The following is a 20,789-nucleotide window of genomic DNA, read 5'->3' as shown; positions in this document are numbered from 1 at the left end:
CCGAATCACGCATTAAAATCGTATTTATAGAATTTTGGAAATTTCTTGGACTAAGTTCTAGACGATCAGTCCGGATCTATTTAGTCTCCAAACTTTGTAAAAATAAATTTATACGAGTAAAATGCAGAACTTCTAAAAATTTATCTCCTTATAACTTATCTAAAAAAACTTGGTAAGTATATGGAATCAGTAGCTTCACTTCCTAAAACAAAAATAGTTCGTCGGGAATTGTTTCTGATCTTGCTTCTAGCGAGTATTCAGTTCACCAATATCATGGACTTTATGATCATGTTTCCGCTTCAGGATTATTTTTTGAAGCAGTTCCAGATCGATACCGCAATGTTTTCCTTGGTACTTTCTTCTTATTCTTTTGCCGCAGCGATTGCGGCCTTGATCGGAGCAAACTTTATAGATCGTTTCAATCGTAAGTCCGCCGCTATTTTCCTATACATAGGATTTTTAGTAGGAACTGCGCTTTGTGCGGTCGCAAATACATATTCTTTTCTTCTTTTTGCCAGGGTTACTGCAGGGATTTTCGGGGGAATGATCAGCGGAGTGATCCTTTCCATCATAGGCGATGTTTTTCCGATCGAAAAGAGGGGGAAGGCGATGGGAGGAGTGATGGGTGCATTCTCCGCTGCTTCCGTTTTAGGAGTTCCTACCGGTATCAGAATCGCAATGAGTTCAGGTTGGAATTATACTTTTGCATTTATTGTGGTCATTGGCCTTCCGATCCTGGTTTTAGCGATTCTGTATTTACCTAGTATCCCTTCTAAAATGGAAAAGCAGAAGGTGGCGGATTTCAGCCAGCTAATTAGTTTACTTTCGAAAAAAGATCACTTGGTGGCTCTGGCGTTTTTTATGAGTGTGATCTTGGGCGGGTTTACTGTCGTAACTTCGATAGCTGTTTATATGGAAAGGAATATGGGCTTTTCCAAGACTCAGGTTTCTCATATCTATGAAATCGGCGGGATTTTCACTTTCGTTTCCTCTTGGATCGTCGGTCTTTTATCGGATAAGTTCGGAAAACATAAGATTTTTCTGATCTTAGTTCTTCTTGCCTTATTGCCTATTCTGGCGATTACTCATTTGCCTAAGGACCTGCCTGTTTACATGGCCCTCGGAGTTACGACAGTTTTTATGGTCCTAGTATCCGGTCGGGTCATTCCTTCTATGGCAATGCTAACCTCTGCCATTCGACCTGAGGTCAGAGGAAGTTTCATGTCAGTGAATTCAAGTCTACAGAGTGTTGCCACAGGTATCGGAGCACTTCTTGCAGGAGCGATCTTGATCCAGTTGCCGAATGGAACTTTCGAAAGATTTGATATAGTAGGTTATTTCGCGGTCGGTTTTAATCTTCTCGCTCTCTATCTATCCAGGAAGGTGAAAATAGTTTCCTAAGTTACACTTTGGAAACTTGTTTCTGAAATCCGTAAAAAAATACGCACATTTCTTGACTTTTTAAAGCGACAGAATATGGTCTGGCCACACGTTAAAGGAGGTGGTTTAGTTGAGTAGCGACAGTTGCAGCAAGAAAATGACCTGTGAGGTGGCTGAGCAATAGCCCAGGCCCCTGCAAAAAGGCCCTCTTGGACCTATTGCAATACCATCAGACCACTGGCCTTTCTGAGTTCCGAGAATTGGTCACTTTCGGGCATTTAGCATAGCTAGACGCAGACACTCAGAAGGTTTTAATTTCTTCCTTTTTAGATGTTACTTAGGCTAGTGTAGTAACTTCGACGCGAATTTCGAGATCTTCCCCTTAGCTTTCTATCCTCAAGTTCATATTAGATGCTGATATTCGGGCTAAGACGAACTCTTGTGAAATCGTCGAAGATACTACAAACTTCCAAATCAATATTCCGTCTTGAAATTTACCTGCGAAACCGAAGACTGACTCCGGCGGGAACTTATTTGGAATGAAGCGGGCTTTGGTATTATCCGGTGGAGGCGCTCGAGGCGCATATCATGCCGGGGTCCTAAAATATTTAGAGGAAATCGGATTCAAGCCGGATGTAGTCTGCGGAACTTCCGTGGGCGCGATCACTGCCTCCGCTTTAGGTTGCGGAATGGACGCAGCTAGGATCATTGACCTTTGGAAATCCATCGAGATCCAGAAGGTGATGAAATATTCCATCTGGAACGATTTTCTGGACCTGATCTTCCGCAGATTTTCCCCGCTCGCGGATACAACTCCTTTAAAATATCTGCTCTATTCTCAATTAGATTTTCGTAATATGCGGAAAAACCCGATGGAGATCATCATCACTGCGGTGAATATACTGACCGCAGAGCTGGTCTTTTTCGGGAATAAGGATATAGATATAGAACATGTGATGGCTTCTTCTGCCATACCTTTGATCTTCCCTTGGCAATATGTGGATGGAAAACCTCATTGGGACGGGGGAGTGATGGCGAATGTTCCGATCCTTCCCGCAGTAGAAAGAGGCGCAAAAGAGATAGTAGTAGTATTGTTGTCTCCTGTGGGGGGAGTGAACATGGGGCTTCCAAGGAACAGAAGGGACGGTCTTGAGAGAGTGTTCGAACTTTCCTTGATAGGATCTTTCCAAACTATTATGGCGAACTTGCAATATCAAAAAAAGCAAAAGGATAATAAGAAGAAGGGATTCACAAAATCCTTATTATCCTTTTCTGAACCTGAAAAGACGGATTATAAGATCAGAGTGATCGGACCGAGAACTTCTCTCGGTTTCGGAAGTATATTAAATTTCTCTCAAGTGCAAGCGGATTATCTGATCAGCCGCGGATATGAAGACGCTAAAATCCAATTCGGGGAAGATTAAGATCCAATGCTTGAAATCAAGGTAGAAGACGGGAATTTTATAGATTCGGAAGGATATATTCTCCAGTTAAGAGGAGTAAATCTGTCCGGAAGTTCCAAACTTCCATTCAAGCCGGATGGGACCACACATTTCGATCAGTCACTAACGTTCCACGATCATAGAAAAGTTTCCTTCGTAGGAAGACCTTTAGAGGAGAAGGAAGCTGCTGAACATTTAGATCGTTTGAAGAAGTGGGGATTTAACTTTCTCCGCTTCCTCGTGACTTGGGAAGCAGTGGAACATTTAGGCCCTGGCAAGTATGACCAAGCTTATTTAGATTATATTGAAAGAATGGTGGCTCTTGCCGACAAGAAGGGATTTTACGTTTTTATAGACCCTCACCAAGATGTTTGGTCCAGATTCACAGGAGGGGACGGAGCTCCCGGTTGGACTTTGGAAGAAGTCGGAATGAATATAGAGAATATTAAAGATTCCGATACTGCGATCGTTCATCACTTTCAAGGCAGGAATTACAAAAGAATGTCCTGGCCTCTTAATTACCAAAAGTATGCCTGCGCTACAATGTTCACTTTATTCTTCGGTGGAAAAACTTTTGCGCCTAAACTTTCCATTCGTGGAAAGAACGTCGAAACTTTTTTACAAGATCATTATATAGAAGCGATGTGTAAAATAGCAAAGAAGGTTTCTAAATACAAAAACGTATTGGGATTCGATTCTTTGAACGAACCTTCTCCCGGATGGATTGGGAAAAAGAATATAGGAGAATTTTCCGGACTAGGTTTCGGTAAAGTTCTGACTACTTCTCCTTTTCAAGAAATGTTTTTATCCGAAGGAAGGACTGTAAGAGCGAATAATGCGTATATGCTCGGATTCGCAGGATTCCATTTAGGAAGAACCAAGTTAAATACTAAGTCAGTTCCACTTTGGCAAGATGGGAAACATTGTATCTGGAGACAACATGGAGTTTGGGATTACGATCCGAACGGCGCTCCGATGCTACTTCGTCCCGATTATTTTAATAAATATAGAGGAAGAAAGATAGAATTCTACCCTGAATTCATGCTTCCATTTATCAAAAGATTCAAAACAAGAATTCAATCCGTTCAGAAAAAGTTCTCCATCTTCGTAGAATCGGATCCAGGAAGTTTAGAATTAGATTGGAATGAAAAACCGAAAAAAGGAGAAGGAACGGTAATCAACGCGACTCATTGGTACGACGTTTCCATATTAATGTTCAAACGTTTTATTCCTTGGTTCGGAGTTCATATCTTTAAGCAGGTTCCTATATTCGGAAAGAAGAATGTAGAGAAAGCTTACGAAGATACGATCAGAATGATCAAAGAAGTTTCTATCAAAAAGATGAACAACTGTCCTACTGTGATCGGAGAAACAGGGATCCCTATGGACATGAATGGGCGTTTGGCGTTTCGAACAAAAAATTATTCTCATTTGGAAGCTTCTCTGGATCGTATCATTACTTCTATCGAGAAAAATTTCGTACATTATACTCTTTGGAATTATACTCCTGATAATACTCATAGTTTGGGGGATAGGTGGAACGAAGAAGATCTTTCACTCTATTCTTTGGACACACCTAAAAGTATAGATGAGGATGGGGGAAGAGCCGTTAGGGCATTTTCCAGACCGTATCCGATCCGAACAAAAGGGAGCCCGGAAGCGATCAGCTTTGATATGGAAAAGTCAATGTTCAAATATTCTTTCCGAAAGGAAGGAGATGAAATTCCGGTAACAGAGATCTTTCTTCCGGAAATGCATTATGGAAAAGGATTCGAAGTACTGGTAAATGCAGGAAGTTGGAAGTTCGACTCCAAAAAAAGAATGCTGACCTTCAAGGGAGAAAAGTCGGTGTCCTATTACGGCATTACTATTTTCCCAACTAAAAAATAACTTTTCTATAGAATGGGAATCGTTAGAATGGCCTTCGTCGTTAAACTGTCGGAATTCTCCAAGGTTTTGGAAATTTTCGATCTTATATAGTTAGAGATTTCGACTCGGGCTAATATTAGCGACATAGAATTAAAAATTCGCAGAGGTCTTTGCATGAAAAACACGTTTTTTTCGATCCTTACGATTCTAATTTTTGCAGGTCTGATTTCTTGCGGCGGAGCGAAAGTGAGCCAAGCAGAATGTGATCCAGTTGTAAACGAATTGATTTCCAATCTTGCCGTTGGTCAAACTCCTGAGCAGGCAGAAAAACTGAAAGCTATGCAAGGTCAAATTTCCGCTCATCTACTCAAAGAGTGTATGACTGGTAAATACGATCTTACTTGTTTAAAATCTTCTAAAACACTCGCAGCTCTCGCTACTTGTAAGAAGTAATTTTGCACAATAAAGGGCCGGGATTCTCTGGCCCTTTATCTCCTACTTAATCTTCTTTTATCAAAAAGAAACCTTTCTCCTCGGAATAACATCCATGTTCCCTATACAATCCGGAAGGATAAAAATGTATCCTCTGTACATACCTGTATCTACTCGAAACACATCTAAGGCATATGTCCCAGCGGATCGCCCAGTCGCATTCTTCCTTTCTGAAAGCGGGAAGGACACGTAAAAGTGGTTTTGATTCAGGAGTTTCGTTTGGGAAGAAAGCCTCTGGAGAGGGATGGAGAAGTGGGGTGTAGAGGATGGTCGAAGTTACTACAAAAAGGGCTAAGATAGGAAGGGTTCGACTCATATTCTAACTGGATTCTCGGGTCCAGATATGAATTCTATCGGTCCGATTGAGAAGGACCTGGAGTATTTGAAGAATCTAAATTATGTCTCATAGAAAGAACTCAAATCAGACTGAATGTAGTAACTTCGACCGATTGCTTGGGACCTGCGAATCTCTCGTCGAAGTTACTACTAAACTCCCATCTCGATCTCATTACCAAAAACCATTCTCCCCGAATTCGAACTGATTCACTTTCAAAATTTCGCTTCTTCTTTCCTAGAATCGGCTAGAAGAAAAAATGTAAACCTTCCTACAAATTTTTCTCCTCCATGTAAAAAAGTCCGACCAGATATGTTATTTCTATCAAAGCCCGTTCGCGAAGAGGAGAAAAGGGTATAGTTTAGAACAGCCGTCGGAAATTACTTGAATTAGCGTTTCAAGTTGGAATCTTTGTGTAATGGCATCCCGAAAAGATTTTATGGAAACCCTGTATAGGGAATCCAACGGGAGAATTTTTGATTTCTTGTACAAATATACCGGAAATCCAGAAACCGCCTCTGACCTAATGCAGGATACTTTTCTTAATTTTTTTAAGAAGTATTCCAATTCCGACTTAAACAAAGAACAAGCCCTAAAGCTGTTATACACGATTGCAAGAAATCGTTCGATTAACTACGCCAAGAAGTTTTCCACCGTGAAGGAATCCGGAACGGACGATATGGGAACCTACCGAGAGGAAGGACAGAGTTTCGAAAGAAAAACGGAACTTTCCGACTTGGAATCCAGACTGATGGATTGTTTGGACGACTTAGAAGAAGGAGAAAGATACGCTTTAGTATTAAAGAATATAGAAAAATACACGTTGGCTGATATTGCGGATATTATGGGGATCTCGATTGCGACTGCATCAAGATTGGTTGTCAAGGCGACCGGAAAGCTCGTGGAGATCGCAAAAAATAAACAGATTTTGCCGATGGAATAATACAGAGAAGAGCTTTGAAGGGAAGAATGGACGAAAATTTCGAACATAAAATTAGGAAGGCGATCGAAGGCGAGAAGAATGAATACAGTTCTTCTATCGATAAATTGTCCGATATGCTTTCCAAATCTTGGGCTTTTCCCCCTTCACATATATCTTTCGAAGAACTTTACGAAAAGACCCAAGCTTCTAAGGTTATCAGCTTCAAAAAGCCGCTATTATATACTATTGCCTCCGCTGCTGCGATCTTGATTGGAGCATTCAGCTTTCTTATTTTACAAAATCCTAAAGTTCCTCCTTTAAAGAACGAACTCGGAATCTCCGTAACTAAAATTGTAGGGAAAGGATACTTATTCTCCTCTGATTCGGAGAAACTTTTGGCCTTAAATGAAGGCGAATCCGTAGGTTACGGGCAGATCTTAAAGACCGAGCCGGGCTCTAAACTTTTTCTAAGCGTTGCAAAGGGAGAAGGTATGATTTTGGAAGAATCTACGGAACTCGAGATTATGAAAGAAGGAAAACAATCCTTCCGACTTCGCAGCGGAAGTATCTTAGTTCATTTGCACAAAAACCTGAAAAAGGATGAATTTAAGATCATAACTGAAACAGGTCTGGTGGAAGTCAGAGGAACAAAGTTCGAGGTCAGAGAAATTTCAAAAGAAGGAACTATAGTCTCCGTTTTAGAGGGAAGGGTAGCTGCAAAGAGTATCAGTGAGCCGAATCGCGGAGAGCAAGTTTTGGAACCAGGCCAAAAGATCCGTTTAGAGGCAAAGGGGTTCCAGAGAACCTTTCTATCTACTGCAGAGCAAAAGGATTTAGGGTTCAAGTTTTCAGAGCTTCACGTGGACGAGATCCCTAGAAATTCCGAAAAATCTTTCTCCAATAAGGACGATTTATTTAACGAGTACCAGAGGTTGGAAAGGGTCATACTCGCCAATGGTGAAACGTTAGAAGGTGTGATTGTCGACATGGACGAAAATTTTATGTATTTGCAAACTCTTGAGAAGGAAATAAAAATCCAAAGAGATTCAGTTATGGAGGTGATTCAACTTCGTTAAAATTGAAATATTTTTGACATGTGGAGAATTTTCAAGAAATTCTACCAAAGAAGGCTAAATCCCATGTCTGAAGAAACAGCAAACTCCTCCGCAAAGACTCCTCGTTATAAAAGACATCTTGCCAATTATCTGATAGATAAGGACTTTCAATTAAGGTTCTTCTTAAACTTTTCTTTATTGTTTATCTTTGGGTTACTGCTTACTCTCGGATTTTTATTTTGGATACATTCTACCAAGTATGACAAAGGAGTGGTTTTCAGACTCCGCCAAGATACTGTTAAAGTCTATCAAAAGGGATTTGAGATCGTTAACGGAGAAGAGAAGGACAAGTTTGTAGAAAAGGAACTGGCCCTTCCGGATTACGATCATGGATTGGATCTATTCACGATCCAATTTAAAGGAATTCTCTTATTCTCTATGTTGTATCTTCTACTTTCGGCGATCTTTGTCTTAGTCTATTCTCACAAAATGGCCGGGCCGATCTATAATATTAAGAAGAATCTAAAATTACTACTGGAAGGTAAAGACGTAGATAAGATCCGGATCCGGAGTGGGGACGAGTTTCAGGATCTTGCCGATCTACTGAACGAGTTGATTGATAAAAAGATCCACGGCAAGAAGAATTAATAGTCGGGATTTTGTAGTATCTTCGACTTATCCTTCTTCTTATCGTCGTTTTCTAAATTTGAATAGCCAATTTATGGTGCTCTCGAATCATGCGGAACGTGTATGAAGGAAATACTCGTTCCGGAAACTTTTCATTTATTATATAATTCCGATTCGAGAAAAATGGATAAGCTTTCGGATGAAAGTGTTAACCTCGTATTAACTTCTCCTCCTTATCCCATGGTGGAAATGTGGGATGATCTATTTAAAAGTTGGGATAAAAAGACCAAGAAAGCTCTTGCCAAAAACTTGGGGAATGAGGCCTTCGAGGCAATGCATTTGCAACTGGATAAGGTCTGGGCCGAATGCTTCCGAGTTTTGAAAGAAGGTGGGATCCTTCTCATAAACATTGGAGATGCTACTCGGAGTATTGGGGGGGAGTTCAGTTTATTTTCGAATCACTCGAGAATTTTACAGGCTTGTCGTAACTTCGGCTTTGTTTCTCTGCCCGACATTCTTTGGAGAAAACAGACTAATTCCCCTACCAAATTTATGGGTTCAGGAATGTACCCAGTTGGCGCATATGTTACCTACGAACATGAGTATATTCTGATCCTTCGGAAAGGGGGGTTGAGAAAGTATTCTAAATTTGAGACGGAGATCCGACGAAATAGCGCCTTTTTCTGGGAAGAAAGGAATATCTGGTTCTCGGATGTCTGGGACCTAAAGGGAGAAAGGCAAATTTTTAAGGATGTCGGAGCTTCGCGTGAAAGGACTGCGGCATTTCCTCTAGATTTCGCCTACCGATTGGTAAACATGTTTTCCATAAAGGGGGATACTGTCTTGGACCCGTTCCTGGGAACTGGAACTACATCATTAGCCGCCCTCCTTTCTTCCAGAAATAGTATCGGATATGATGTAGATCTAGGAATTCTCGAAATAGCTAAGAAGAAGCTTCTCAGTGCGGTAGGTGTTTCGTCGAAGATACTACAAAATAGATTGCAAAGTCATCTTGATTTCATTTCGGATCGGAGGAAAAAAAAGAAAGAGATTGTGCACAAGAATAAATACTATGGATTTCCAGTAATTACTTCTCAGGAGACAGAATTGACCTTTGAGTCAGTAGATTCTTCACTTGAGAACGAACATTTCTCCTTGAAAGCTTGTTATTCCCAATTTAATCTGCAAAATTCTTATAAAAAGTAAGATTCAAATTGTTGCTATTCTAATAGATCTAGTAGATCCTACTACAGCTTTATTGAATAAATTAGTTTTATAGGAAACCCTCGCATGAAATACCGAGCACTCATATCTGTCTTCCTCATTTTCTCTACTTTAGTAGCTTTACCATGTTCTTTATTTGCAGAAGAAGAAATTGCGATCGTGCTGTTCGTTGTGGGCGACGTTTCGGGCACTCAGGATGGGAAAAGGGTCAGCCTGAAAAAAAATTCGATATTGAAAAAGCAGGACGAACTCGAAACAAAAGAAGGAAAAGTTGATCTTCAGATTGGTCCTTCCGTAGTCGTTCGGATTGCGGCCTTTACTAAAGTTAAGATTGCTGAGCTGAGTTCCGACAAAAAGTCAAATAAATCAAAATTAGAACTTGTTTCTGGCAAAGTATTTGCCCGGGTCGATAAAGGATCGAAGAAAGAAGATTTTACGATCACTGCGCCCTCTTACAATGCAGGCGTTCGTGGAACACAATTTGTAGTTTGTGAAGAAAGTGAAGCTCAGCGTAAAGAAAATCCCGATAACGAAGATTCCGATGTACCGAATGGAATATTTGTGAAAGAAGGAGAAGTCGGAGTTACTACAGAAAATGGAAATAGCTTTCCGTTGAAACGAGATGAAGAAGCTGTGGTATATCCACAAGGCCTTCTGAAACAGCCATTAGAAGAGTTTATGCGTGAAAAAATGAAGATTTTAGATGGTTTCAAGAAGATAATGGAAGAAAACTATAAAATGCTCCGAGACCAAAAACTTCAGAACCAGGAGTTATTAAATCAGACCAAGCAGGATATATAATTGATCCTATTGTCGTAACTTCGATAAACTCAAAAAATTCTCACTCGCTAACTTAAACTTGGGAAACGAGAAGGGCATGAACTCTACCGTTTTCCAAAATGAGAAGCTTAAGCAAAAGGCAAAGATTGTTAAGAATCCATATCCTTCTACGGCGTTGGTTCCTGAAAGGCTTTGGAGAAAAGTTCCAGTCGATTGCAAACGAAACTTTCCAAGATATTTGAAGCGTTTGCAAGAGAAGTATAGTCTGTTGCTCCAGTCGCAGAGATATTTGGGAAAAAATCCGCTTCGAACTTCCTTTCAGGCAAAAGGCCAAAATTTGGTTCGCCACAGCTATCGCCCAAAAGAAGAAAATTACCAAGAGCTGAGGAATGTAGCTCTAGCGCACGGTGTTTCAATGAACTATATAATCGTGTTAATGATCTATTGGGAATTACTTGAAGTAGATAAAAGAATTCTTTCTCACTTTTGGAAAAATCGAAAACCGGCGACTTCAATCATCTTGGATATTCGCCGTATTTTGAATTTAGAAACCCAGGAGGTAGAGATCATTTTAATAGGATGGCCTCGGAGATTTACTCTTGAAAGGGGATCTCCAAATTGGAGTTAATATTCGCCCCATGATAAGGAATTTATAAGACATAATTAGATGCCGAAAAAAAGGTAATTTTTGCTTGAAGAAATCAAGATATCTTGATATCTTGTGAGAAAGGCTTAAGAATGTCGCTGAAGGATATATCTCTAGAAAGAGAATCTGTCGGAACTTACTCAGATTCCGCCCTTGCGGGGCCTCTTCCTGCAAAAGCTATTTTTCAGGACCGGGATATTCTGCTAGCAATAAAGGCATTATCTGATGAAACCCGTATTCGGGTTCTTCGAATACTCTCTATAGCGCCTCTCAATGTTCAGGAGATAACGGAAGTTTTGGACATGGGCCAATCTCGGATCTCTAGACATTTAAAGATATTGGCAGATGCAGGATTTCTGACATTTCAACGAGAAGGTTCTTGGGTATATTATAGTCCTAAAGTTTCGAACGATGATTCATTGGATTTTTCTGCAAGATTTCATACGCTCCTTCTAGATTTTGAGAAGAGCCTTCCTTATTCAGAACAAGATTTAGCTAAGACCAAAGATATCCTCAGGCAAAGAGATCTGAAAAGATCTAAATACTTTGATGATGTCGCCCAGAATTGGGAAAGCATTCAAAGCGATGTTCTGGATCCGGTTTTATATCGGAATAAGATTCTGGATTTACTTCCGGAACATTCTCGTCGGATCTTAGACCTTGGATGCGGTCCTGGCGGTTTAATTCCTTACCTATTAATGAAGGGCCAAGAAGTGATCGGGATCGATTCCTCTGAAAAAATGATTAAAGAGGCAAAGAGTTCCTTTTTAAATAATTCCCAAGTCCAATTGCTTACGTCCGAAATTGAAACTTTGCCACAGAACCTAGTCAAGTCTGCCGATTCTGTCGTAGCTTCGATGGTCTTACACCACCTTTCCAATCCACCTCAGGCTATGAAAGAAGTACATAAAGTTCTCAAGGACAACGGCACTTTTATCATCGTAGATCTTAAAAAACATAACCAAGAAATCATGCGCGATAATTTCGCGGACTTATGGCTCGGATTCGAGTCGGAACTTCTCACTGATTGGCTAAGCCACACCGGCTTCAGCCTTGAATCTATCGAAGAAGTGGAATCCCAGAAATACTTCAAAGTATTAATAATTAAAGCTAAGAAAAGAGGAGGACTTTAATGTCCGCTACAATACAAGAAAAAGGTTTAAAATATAAGGTTAAAGACATTTCACTCGCGGACTGGGGTCGCGAAGAAATCATTCTGGCAGAGAAAGAAATGCCAGGTCTGATGTCCTTACGCAAAGAATATAAGGGTAAACAGCCTCTGAAAGGTGCGCGTATAGCTGGTTCCCTTCACATGACCATTCAAACTGCGGTTCTGATCGAGACTCTGACCGAGCTTGGAGCAGAAGTTCGTTGGTCATCTTGCAATATCTTCTCCACTCAAGACCATGCGGCAGCTGCTATCGCAAAGACCGGAGTTCCCGTGTTCGCTTGGAAAGGTGAGACGGAAGAAGAATACTGGTGGTGTGTAGAGCAAACCCTGTTCTTTGAGGACGGCAAAGGTCCGAATATGATCCTGGACGACGGCGGCGATTTAACCATGTACGTTCACGAGAAATATCCTCAACTTCTGGCAGAGATTAAAGGAGTTTCTGAAGAAACTACTACAGGAGTAAAAGGTCTGGAAAAACTCCTCAAAAAAGGCGAGTTGAAACTTCCTGCAATTAACGTGAACGATTCCGTTACTAAGTCCAAATTCGACAACTTATACGGTTGTAGAGAATCTTTGGCTGACGGTATCAAACGTGCGACCGACGTCATGCTTGCTGGAAAAGTAGCTCTTGTTTGCGGTTACGGAGACGTTGGAAAGGGTTCCGCTGCTTCTTTACGCAATTTCGGAGCGAGGGTAATCGTTACTGAGATCGATCCTATCTGCGCTCTTCAGGCAGTAATGGAAGGATACCAAGTTCTAAGAGTGGAAGACGCTATCGAATTTGTGGATCTTGTAGTAACTGCGACCGGAAACGACGATATTATTTCCCTTGAACACATGAAAGCAATGAAAGACGGCGCGATTCTCTGTAATATCGGACATTTTGATACTGAGATCCAAATGTCCAGATTGAACGCAGAGAAAGGTGTCGTGAAAAAGGAAATCAAACCACAGGTGGACAAATATACTTTCCCGAACGGCAGATCCATTATCGTTCTCGCAGAAGGTCGTTTGGTGAACTTGGGTTGTGCTACCGGTCACCCGTCTTTCGTAATGTCCTGTTCTTTCACGAACCAAGTATTGGCTCAGATCGAACTTTGGAACAATAAATACGAGATCGGCGTCTATAGATTGCCTAAAAAATTAGATGAGAAAGTTGCAGCGTTGCATTTGGAGCAATTAGGAGTTCGCCTAACCACATTAAACGCTAAACAAGCTGAATATATCGGAGTGCCGGTAGAAGGTCCGTTCAAACCGGAACACTACCGTTACTAATCGATAAAGGAGAGGTTGTGGCATACGTAGTAACCGAACCCTGTGTAGGGTGTAAAATTACTTACTGTGCCGCTGCCTGTCCTGTTGAAGCTTTCCGAGAAGGAAAGGATTATTTAGTCATAGATCCGGACATATGCATCAATTGTAACGATTGTTTGAGAGAATGTCCGGTGAATGCCATTTTCCCGGAGGATGAGGTGCCGGTGATATGGAAAGATTGGATCGCTTTGAACGCAAAAGAATCGAAAACGTTGCCGATGATCAACGATCTTAAAAAACCTCTTTTAGATAAACACTGCAATATTAAAGAACTATGAAACATAAATTTCCCACATATACAAATCCCAAAGCGCAAGAACTCTTAAAATTGTTGGAAGAAAGGATACTGGTCCTTGACGGTGCAATGGGGACCATGATCCAAAGATATGGTCTGGGAGAAGAAGACTTCCGAGATGAGAGACTCAAGGATCATCCTTCTGCATTAAAAGGGAATAACGATCTACTAGTGATTACAAAGCCGGAAGTGATCGAAGAAATACATTATAAGTTTTTGGAAGCAGGGGCGAATATCTTGGAGACGAATACGTTCAGCTCCAATAGAATTTCTCAAGCAGATTATAATGCAGAAGCCTATGTGGATGAACTGAATAGAAAGGCGGTAAAAGTCGCTCGCGCCGCAATGGAGAAGTTTTCTAAAACCCATCCGGATCAACCATTATTTCTCGCTGGATCCATAGGGCCGACTACTAGAACTGCATCTCTCTCTCCTGATGTGAATAATCCTGCATTTCGTGCAGTGACATTCGATGAACTGGTAGAAACATTCTACGAGCAGGTCAGGGCGCTAGTGGAAGAAGGAGTCGATATTCTTCTTTCCGAGACTAATATCGACACTTTAAATTTAAAGGCGATTATAGTAGCGATTGAGAACGTATTCAAAGATTTGAATGTACGAATCCCTGTTTCCCTTTCTGTTACGATCACAGACGCTTCCGGAAGAACTTTGTCGGGACAGACAATTGAAGCATTCTACAATTCAATCTATCATGCAAATCCTCTTTCTGTTGGGATCAATTGTGCCTTAGGCGCAGGGGAGATGAGACCTTACATAGAAGAATTGTCTAGGATCTCCGGTTGTTACATCAGTTGTTACCCGAATGCAGGATTGCCTAACGCATTCGGAGGATATGACCAAACTCCTGAAGAATTCGGTAGCTTCTTAGATGATTTTTCCAATCAAGGTTGGTTGAACATCGCGGGAGGATGTTGTGGAACTACGCCTGCTCACATTAAAGAAGGTGCTAAGGCTGTCCAAGGCAAAAAGCCTAGGGTCATTCCTGAGATAGAAGGGAAAACCAGATTATCTGGATTAGAACCTTTGAATATAGATGAGGCAACCGGCTTCGTTTTAATAGGAGAAAGAACTAACGTAACCGGTTCTCCAAAATTCAAAAAGCTTATCTTAGAGGGTAACTTTGAAGAAGCGGTATCGGTCGCACTACAACAGGTAGAAGCAGGAGCTAATATCATCGATATCAATTTTGACGAGGCTCTTTTGGATGGAGAAGCCTCCATGAGAGAATTTTTGAACTTGATCGCGGTGGAACCGGACATTGCTAAGGTTCCTTTCATGGTGGACAGCTCCAAATGGTCCGTTTTGGAAACTGGATTAAAATGTATCCAAGGAAAACCGATCGTAAACTCCATCTCCTTGAAAGAAGGAGAAGAAAAGTTTTTACAACAGGCAAAAACGATCAAGATGTACGGCGCTTCCGTCATAGTAATGGCTTTCGATGAACAAGGCCAGGCTGCGACTAAAGACGATAAGGTCCGTATTTGCAAGAGAGCTTACGATCTATTAGTGGAGAAGGCGAACTTTTCTCCATTTGATATCATTTTCGATCCGAATATTCTAACTGTAGGAACAGGTATAGAAGAGCATAATAACTATGCGGTCGATTTTATAGAAGCGATCAAAGAGATCAAAGCTGTTTGTCCAGGAGCAAAAATCAGCGGAGGCCTAAGTAATATTTCCTTCTCCTTCCGCGGAAACAATCCAGTAAGAGAAGCAATGCACTCAGCATTCCTATTCCATGCGATCAAAGCTGGGATGGATATGGCGATCGTAAATGCCGGAATGCTTGCCGTTTATGAAGAAATTCCTAAGGATCTTTTGGAAAGAGTAGAAGACGTTCTTTTAAATAGAAGATCCGACGCAACAGAGAGATTGATCGAATTCGCTGAGTCCTTTAAGTCCGGCGAAAAGGCTGAGAAAAAAGAAGAAGCCTGGAGAGAAGGAACAGTCGAGCAAAGGTTGGAATATTCTTTAGTAAAAGGAATTGTAGAATATATAGACCAAGACACTGAAGAAGCAAGACTTAAATACGACCAACCATTACAAGTGATCGAAGGTCCTTTAATGGATGGAATGAGAGTGGTTGGAGATCTGTTCGGGTCCGGGAAAATGTTCCTTCCTCAGGTGGTAAAAAGTGCAAGGGTTATGAAAAAATCCGTGGCGTATCTTCTACCTTTTATGGAGGAAGAAAATCGTAAACAGGCTCAGATTTCTAAAAAACAGAAATTCCTGATCGCTACGGTAAAAGGGGATGTTCACGATATAGGTAAGAACATTGTAGCGGTAGTTCTTGCATGTAATAATTACGAAGTGATAGATCTAGGTGTGATGGTCCCTTGCGAGAAAATTTTGGAAGAAGCAAGAAAGGAGAATGTGGACATCATAGGTTTGTCTGGGTTAATCACTCCTTCTCTTGACGAGATGGTCCATGTTGCTTCCGAAATGAAAAGAACGGGTTTCGATATTCCCCTATTAATCGGAGGCGCTACTACAAGTTCCGCCCATACTTCCGTAAAAATTTCTGAAAAATATGACCAACCTGTGGTTCATGTGTTGGATGCTTCGCGAGTCGTAAACGTTGTAGGAAAACTTTTGAATCCTTCTTTAAAACCGGATTACATAAAGCAGATCAAAGAAGAACAAAAGATCCAAAGGGAAATTTATTTCAATACCAGAAGCGATCGTAAACTTGTTTCTATCGAAGATGCTCGAGAGAATAGATATGTTACCGATTGGAATGTGAGTAAGGTAACGAAACCGAACTTTGTAGGAGTTCGAGTTTTTGATAACGAGATCTCTTTGGAAGAATTGGTCCCTTTTATAGATTGGTCTCCATTCTTCCAAGCCTGGGAATTGAAAGGACGTTATCCTTCCATTCTCGAAAGTGAAACTTACGGTAAACAGGCCAAAGAATTATTCAAAGACGCTCAGAAATTGTTAGAAGATATCGTTTCTAATAAAAGATATACAACTCGAGGAGTGATTGGAGTCTTCCCCGCAAATAGTGTGGGTGACGATATCGAAGTTTACGAAGACGAAACCAGAACAAAAATTAAGACCGTTTTCCATACTCTTCGCCAACAGATCAGCAAAGAAGAAAAAGACGAACCTAACTATTGTTTGGCGGATTACATAGCTCCTAAGGAAAGCGGGATTGCTGATTATATCGGTGGTTTTGCGGTTACTGCAGGTCATGGAGTGGAAGCGTTTGCATCCATATTTGATTCTCGCCTAGACGATTACAATTCCATCATGGCGAAAGCTTTGGGAGATCGTTTTGCAGAGGCTTTTGCGGAATACATGCACTTAAAGATCAGGAAAGAGATCTGGGGTTACGCTGCGGATGAAAATCTTTCTACTGAAGAATTGATCCGGGAACGTTATCAAGGAATTCGCCCCGCGGCGGGATATCCTGCAAGTCCGGATCATACCGAAAAAAGAACCTTATTCGATCTATTGGAAGTAGAGAAGAATACGGGCATCACCCTCACGGAACATTTTGCGATGATGCCTGCAAGTTCTGTGAGTGGTCTATACTTTGCTCATCCAGCCGCTAAATATTTTGCGGTAGCAAAGATCAATAAGGACCAGATCCAGGATTATGCAAACAGGAAGGGAATGACCGTTTCCGATGTCGAAAAATGGCTTTCACCGAATTTGGCCTATGACCCCCAGGAGGCGGTTTCCAGAGTCTAATCTTTAATGAAGAGATTTGTCGAAGTTACTACAAATTCGGTTCATTCTGAATACCAGGATGAATCGGAGCCTGGAACAGAGTTTCCGTTCCATCCCTGGCTGGCATCTAAGATTAGGGAGAAGCTAGGAAAGGAAGATTTACGGTTGAAATTGAGCGAGATCAGTTGTGAGGAAGTTGCCTGCCCCGTGATGGAGACTAGGATAGAGGTCATAGATACTACATCGGGTAAAATTACTTCTCTTCTTAGATTTGGTAGAAAGAAAGAGCAGATCAATAAGCTGGATTTGCAACTTTCCCTTCAGAAAATGCAAATTCTGTAGTAACTTCGACAAACTCAGACGCGAATTCAAATTCCGTCGAAGTTACTACAAACCTCAATTCAAAACAAATCCGGAAATTACCTTCTCAAAATTCGCCTTCTCTTTCTCAAATTGGCTTTCCAGAGTAAAAGTAGAGAACTGAACGGAACCGAAATTACCACTGGCTAAAAAAGAATAAAAAATAAATCTAAGGCCTTTGATTTGGGCCGTATATGTTACGATCTTTCCCGGTACTCCGTTTACAGAACAATCCTCTATGTTTATGATCCTAGCATCCGGGTCCGTTTTTACTACATTCAATAAAACTAATTCAGGAAATGATTCCAGAGGTATTTCTAAACCTTCATAGATCACCATCGCGTTTCCGGTTCTTGCTTGGTTTACAAAATGGAATTCTGCAAACTCATGGTTTTCGGTCACACTTGTCCATAGAGCGGAATTATAGAAAACAGAATATACTCCCGATTTACTTTTGATAAGACTCGTTTGGTCCGCAGCTTTCAAAATGGCTCTGGTCGAATTCGATTTTTTAGAAGGATCTACTTTCGGCTCTGGCGCGTATTGCCAGGTGAAATTTTCTTTGAGGATCACCTTTTGGCCTGTTTTGGTATAAACCACTTCATCGGCTAATGTGGCAGTAGCAGCGCAGAATAAGAGTAGAAACTTGATTTTTTTCACAGGCCTTTCTCCTGGTCTTGAAAGATTTTATGAGGGCTGACGAAATTATATTAGAAAAACTTGATTTTTATTTTTGTAAATTAGGGGAACTATCCGAAAATTTGTATTTTACTCCCAGCATACCTTGGATCTCAGGAGTGAGTAGTCCGTCCGTATTTGGGAACGGTTGATGGAGAGGTAAACGTACTAAACCTTCGAAGCTCAGGTTTTTTGTGGAGATCGAAAACCCTGGGTTCACGTAATATTCGTAACCTTGTTGCCAGCCTCTGAAAGCCTGAGGTGTTTCAATTTGTAAAAGACTTTTATCGTTAAATCTTTTGATGCCGGAAACTTGTAAGAAAAAATCCATCTTATTCAAACTGCTGGAATTCGAGATCAATGAATAACTTATCCCGATAGAGGATTTGGCAGACTCAGGTATCGCCAAACCGACGTTATTTCCGGCCATTCTCCAGCCCAGGTCCATTTGGATGCCTGCTCTTCCGAGTAAGTATCCGAAGAGTAAATTCCCGGCTTGGTTGTCTAAACCTCTGGAAAGGTTAGAGCCTAAACCAGGTAAAACGGAAGAAGTGGCTCTCACATCTGTCAGAGAATCGAATGCCCTTCTTTCCGTATTCGCTCCTACATAAGCTTCGGATTTATTTTCCTTGTTCTGGCCCATACTCATAGCCATTACAAAAACTTCTTCTCTTCCAAGCGCCGGATACAAAGCGAAAAACTCTCTTTTCTGTAAAAGTATCCTAGGTTGGTTTGGTAATTTGTTAGGCAACCCAGGAATGGAATCAAAAGATGCGGACTCGGTCGGAATATATTCCCGAAATACTTTCATTTCATAAGGATATTTGAATGTAAGGGAGGAAAAAAACTGGACCTTGTGCTCTTCCTTCTCTTCCGTTTGGCCGGAAGTTTCCTTTTGGGAAAATAAGGCCTTATTTTTGGAAAAGTTGTCGAAAGAATCCCAGAAAAAAGTAGAACTGTTCTCTCCGTAGATTACGGATAGGCTCGCGACAAAAGGAAAAATCACCTGCAAGAGAGAAGGGAAGGTCTTTCTAAAGAACGAGCGCTTACGTTTAGGAAGAGATTTGGAATCATATGTCATCTTCTCGGTTCTCATCCTATATTTATTGATATATGACGGAATATTCTACTTTGCCAATGAAAATTCCTTCATATTTATCAAAAAATAGGACCTTCTAAATTTACACGGAATCGCTATAAATGAACACAAAGATCAGAAATTTCGGACCATGCAAAATTGAAAGCCCAGCTGCTTATGAATATTACACCGCAGACGAATCTAAGGTGGTGTTTAAGACAGTATTCGAAACCGAAGAGAGCTGGAAGGATTATATAGGAGAAGGAGCCGAATTTTTCGAGCAAGCGGGTCCCAGAAATAAGATCTACTTCGATCCTAAAGAGGTGACTGCCGGGATCGTTACCTGTGGAGGGCTTTGCCCTGGGATCAACGATGTGATCCGAGGCATCGTAATGGAATTAAATTATAGATACGGGGTCAAACGTATCCTTGGATTTCCGTACGGCTACCAAGGCCTTGTCAAAAAATTCGATCATAAACCTATAGAGTTGAACCCTGAAAATGTGGCTCATATAGGAAGGGACGGAGGAACTATTCTTGCTTCTTCCAGAGGAAATCAAAGCCCCTCGGATATGGTGGATCGACTCTCATTGTACGGGGTCAAAATGTTGTTTTGTATCGGAGGAGACGGTACTTTAAGAGGAGCTAAAGAGATCGTAAAAGAGATAGATAGACGAGGAGAAGAGATCTCTGTCATAGGAGTTCCTAAAACGATAGATAACGATATCAATTATGTGCAAAAAACTTTCGGATTTTCCACAGCCTTCTCTAAAGCGATGGAAGCGGTAGAATGCGCGCACGTAGAAGCAAAAGGTGCACCGAATGGTATCGGTGTTGTAAAATTAATGGGAAGGCATTCCGGATTTATCGCGGTCAATGCAGCCCTCGCTTCTCAAAACGTAAATTATTGCCTGATCCCTGAAGTGGACTTCGATCTACATGGAAAAGGTTCCTTTTTAGATGTATTAAGAAATAGGATCTTAACCAGAAAGCACGCGGTGATCATCGTAGCGGAAGGAGCAGGACAAAAGTTTTTCGGAAAATCTGAAGAAAGGGACGCTTCCGGAAATCTAAAGTTAGGCGATATAGGCGTTTATCTCAAAAATTCCATCCAGGATTTCTTCAAAGCGGAGAAGATAGAAGTGAACGTAAAATATATAGACCCGAGCTATATCATTCGTTCCATTCCCGCAAACCCTGAGGATTCCATTTTCTGCGGATTTCTGGCCCAGAATGCAGTACACGCAGCTATGTCAGGCAAGACGGATCTAGTGATCGGAATGTGGAATAACGTGTTTACTCATCTTCCTATCGATATCGCTATTCAGGAAAGAAAGGTACTACAGCCTACTAAGAGTACTTTGTGGAGAACATTATTGGCCTCAACTGGACAACCCGCTCGTATGGTATCTGAATAAGTATAAGA

At 41.2% G+C, this 20,789-nt stretch carries 19 protein-coding genes; 16 read left to right on the top strand and 3 right to left on the bottom strand.

Translation table 11 applies throughout. From position 1 onward, the window contains the following. Positions 1-180: 180 nt before the first annotated feature. The 4 genes from LEP1GSC185_RS11695 to LEP1GSC185_RS11680 all read left to right on the top strand — a co-directional run bounded on the left by LEP1GSC185_RS11695 (position 181) and on the right by LEP1GSC185_RS11680 (position 5,144). Positions 181-1,401 (top strand): MFS transporter, encoded by a 1,221-nt coding sequence (locus LEP1GSC185_RS11695; protein WP_008589145.1) that lies wholly within the window; start codon positions 181-183, stop codon positions 1,399-1,401. 518 nt (positions 1,402-1,919) lie between these two features. After that, positions 1,920-2,804 (top strand): patatin-like phospholipase family protein, encoded by an 885-nt coding sequence (locus LEP1GSC185_RS11690; protein WP_008589263.1) that lies wholly within the window; start codon positions 1,920-1,922, stop codon positions 2,802-2,804. Between the two features lie 6 nt (positions 2,805-2,810). Then, positions 2,811-4,712 carry a glycoside hydrolase family 5 protein gene (locus LEP1GSC185_RS11685; RefSeq protein WP_008588846.1) on the top strand — a complete coding sequence of 634 codons (1,902 nt, stop codon included), beginning with the start codon at positions 2,811-2,813 and terminating at the stop codon, positions 4,710-4,712. Between the two features lie 153 nt (positions 4,713-4,865). Beyond that, entirely contained in the window at positions 4,866-5,144 is a 279-nt protein-coding gene (locus LEP1GSC185_RS11680; protein WP_008588707.1) for a TIGR04454 family lipoprotein, read from the top strand. A gap of 46 nt (positions 5,145-5,190) precedes the next feature. On the opposite strand, the gene LEP1GSC185_RS11675 is transcribed toward LEP1GSC185_RS11680, so the two are convergent. After that, positions 5,191-5,499 (bottom strand): hypothetical protein, encoded by a 309-nt coding sequence (locus LEP1GSC185_RS11675; protein WP_008596822.1) that lies wholly within the window; start codon positions 5,497-5,499, stop codon positions 5,191-5,193. A gap of 436 nt (positions 5,500-5,935) precedes the next feature. Between LEP1GSC185_RS11675 and LEP1GSC185_RS11670 the strand changes: the two genes are divergently transcribed. From LEP1GSC185_RS11670 to LEP1GSC185_RS11620, 11 genes are all read left to right on the top strand, one after another. Then, a complete protein-coding gene (locus tag LEP1GSC185_RS11670; protein WP_008588970.1) occupies positions 5,936-6,460 on the top strand; it encodes an RNA polymerase sigma factor in 525 nt (174 codons plus the stop codon). Between the two features lie 26 nt (positions 6,461-6,486). Further along, positions 6,487-7,515 (top strand): FecR domain-containing protein, encoded by a 1,029-nt coding sequence (locus LEP1GSC185_RS11665; RefSeq protein ID WP_024864039.1) that lies wholly within the window; start codon positions 6,487-6,489, stop codon positions 7,513-7,515. A 63-nt stretch (positions 7,516-7,578) separates the two neighbouring features. Next, entirely contained in the window at positions 7,579-8,142 is a 564-nt protein-coding gene (locus LEP1GSC185_RS11660) for a hypothetical protein (protein ID WP_008589239.1), read from the top strand. Positions 8,143-8,244: 102 nt separating this feature from the next. Then, a complete protein-coding gene (locus LEP1GSC185_RS11655; protein ID WP_008589138.1) occupies positions 8,245-9,327 on the top strand; it encodes a DNA-methyltransferase in 1,083 nt (360 codons plus the stop codon). An 84-nt stretch (positions 9,328-9,411) separates the two neighbouring features. Further along, positions 9,412-10,146, top strand: a complete 735-nt coding sequence (locus tag LEP1GSC185_RS11650) for a FecR family protein (RefSeq protein WP_008588874.1) — start codon at positions 9,412-9,414, stop codon at positions 10,144-10,146. Positions 10,147-10,222: 76 nt separating this feature from the next. Further along, entirely contained in the window at positions 10,223-10,753 is a 531-nt protein-coding gene (locus LEP1GSC185_RS11645; protein ID WP_008589003.1) for a DUF1564 family protein, read from the top strand. 110 nt (positions 10,754-10,863) lie between these two features. Beyond that, on the top strand, positions 10,864-11,904 hold the full coding sequence (locus LEP1GSC185_RS11640) for an ArsR/SmtB family transcription factor (RefSeq protein ID WP_008589259.1): 1,041 nt from the start codon (positions 10,864-10,866) through the stop codon (positions 11,902-11,904). After that, complete coding sequence (gene ahcY, locus LEP1GSC185_RS11635; protein ID WP_008588821.1) at positions 11,904-13,217, top strand: adenosylhomocysteinase; 1,314 nt, start codon at positions 11,904-11,906, stop codon at positions 13,215-13,217. The genes LEP1GSC185_RS11640 and ahcY overlap by 1 nt, the downstream gene beginning before the upstream one ends. A 17-nt stretch (positions 13,218-13,234) precedes the next feature. Continuing rightward, positions 13,235-13,534, top strand: coding sequence for a DUF362 domain-containing protein (locus LEP1GSC185_RS11630; protein WP_010514507.1), 300 nt, complete (start codon positions 13,235-13,237; stop codon positions 13,532-13,534). Beyond that, positions 13,531-17,268 (top strand): methionine synthase, encoded by a 3,738-nt coding sequence (gene metH / locus LEP1GSC185_RS11625; RefSeq protein ID WP_008596744.1) that lies wholly within the window; start codon positions 13,531-13,533, stop codon positions 17,266-17,268. Before LEP1GSC185_RS11630 ends, metH begins: the two co-directional genes overlap by 4 nt. A 6-nt stretch (positions 17,269-17,274) precedes the next feature. Beyond that, positions 17,275-17,589, top strand: coding sequence for a hypothetical protein (locus LEP1GSC185_RS11620; RefSeq protein WP_010514506.1), 315 nt, complete (start codon positions 17,275-17,277; stop codon positions 17,587-17,589). Between the two features lie 54 nt (positions 17,590-17,643). Here the strand turns inward: LEP1GSC185_RS11620 and LEP1GSC185_RS11615 are convergent, their stop codons facing one another. After that, the gene (locus tag LEP1GSC185_RS11615) at positions 17,644-18,267 is read right to left on the bottom strand and encodes a DUF3157 family protein (RefSeq protein WP_008589021.1); all 624 of its coding nucleotides are present in this window, start codon (positions 18,265-18,267) and stop codon (positions 17,644-17,646) included. A 67-nt stretch (positions 18,268-18,334) separates the two neighbouring features. Continuing rightward, on the bottom strand, positions 18,335-19,366 hold the full coding sequence (locus LEP1GSC185_RS11610) for an LIC_20087 family outer membrane protein (RefSeq protein WP_008589267.1): 1,032 nt from the start codon (positions 19,364-19,366) through the stop codon (positions 18,335-18,337). A gap of 119 nt (positions 19,367-19,485) precedes the next feature. On the opposite strand from LEP1GSC185_RS11610, the gene LEP1GSC185_RS11605 reads away from it, so the two are divergent. Then, positions 19,486-20,781: an ATP-dependent 6-phosphofructokinase gene (locus LEP1GSC185_RS11605; RefSeq protein ID WP_008588741.1), complete on the top strand. Its 1,296-nt coding sequence runs from the start codon at positions 19,486-19,488 to the stop codon at positions 20,779-20,781. Positions 20,782-20,789 lie beyond the last annotated feature (8 nt).

The sequence above is a fragment of the Leptospira licerasiae serovar Varillal str. VAR 010 genome (assembly GCF_000244755.1).
Taxonomy (GTDB): Bacteria; Spirochaetota; Leptospiria; order Leptospirales; family Leptospiraceae; genus Leptospira_B; species Leptospira_B licerasiae.
Note: the sequence above shows the minus strand (reverse complement) of the source record. Positions and strands in the feature narration are given on the sequence as shown.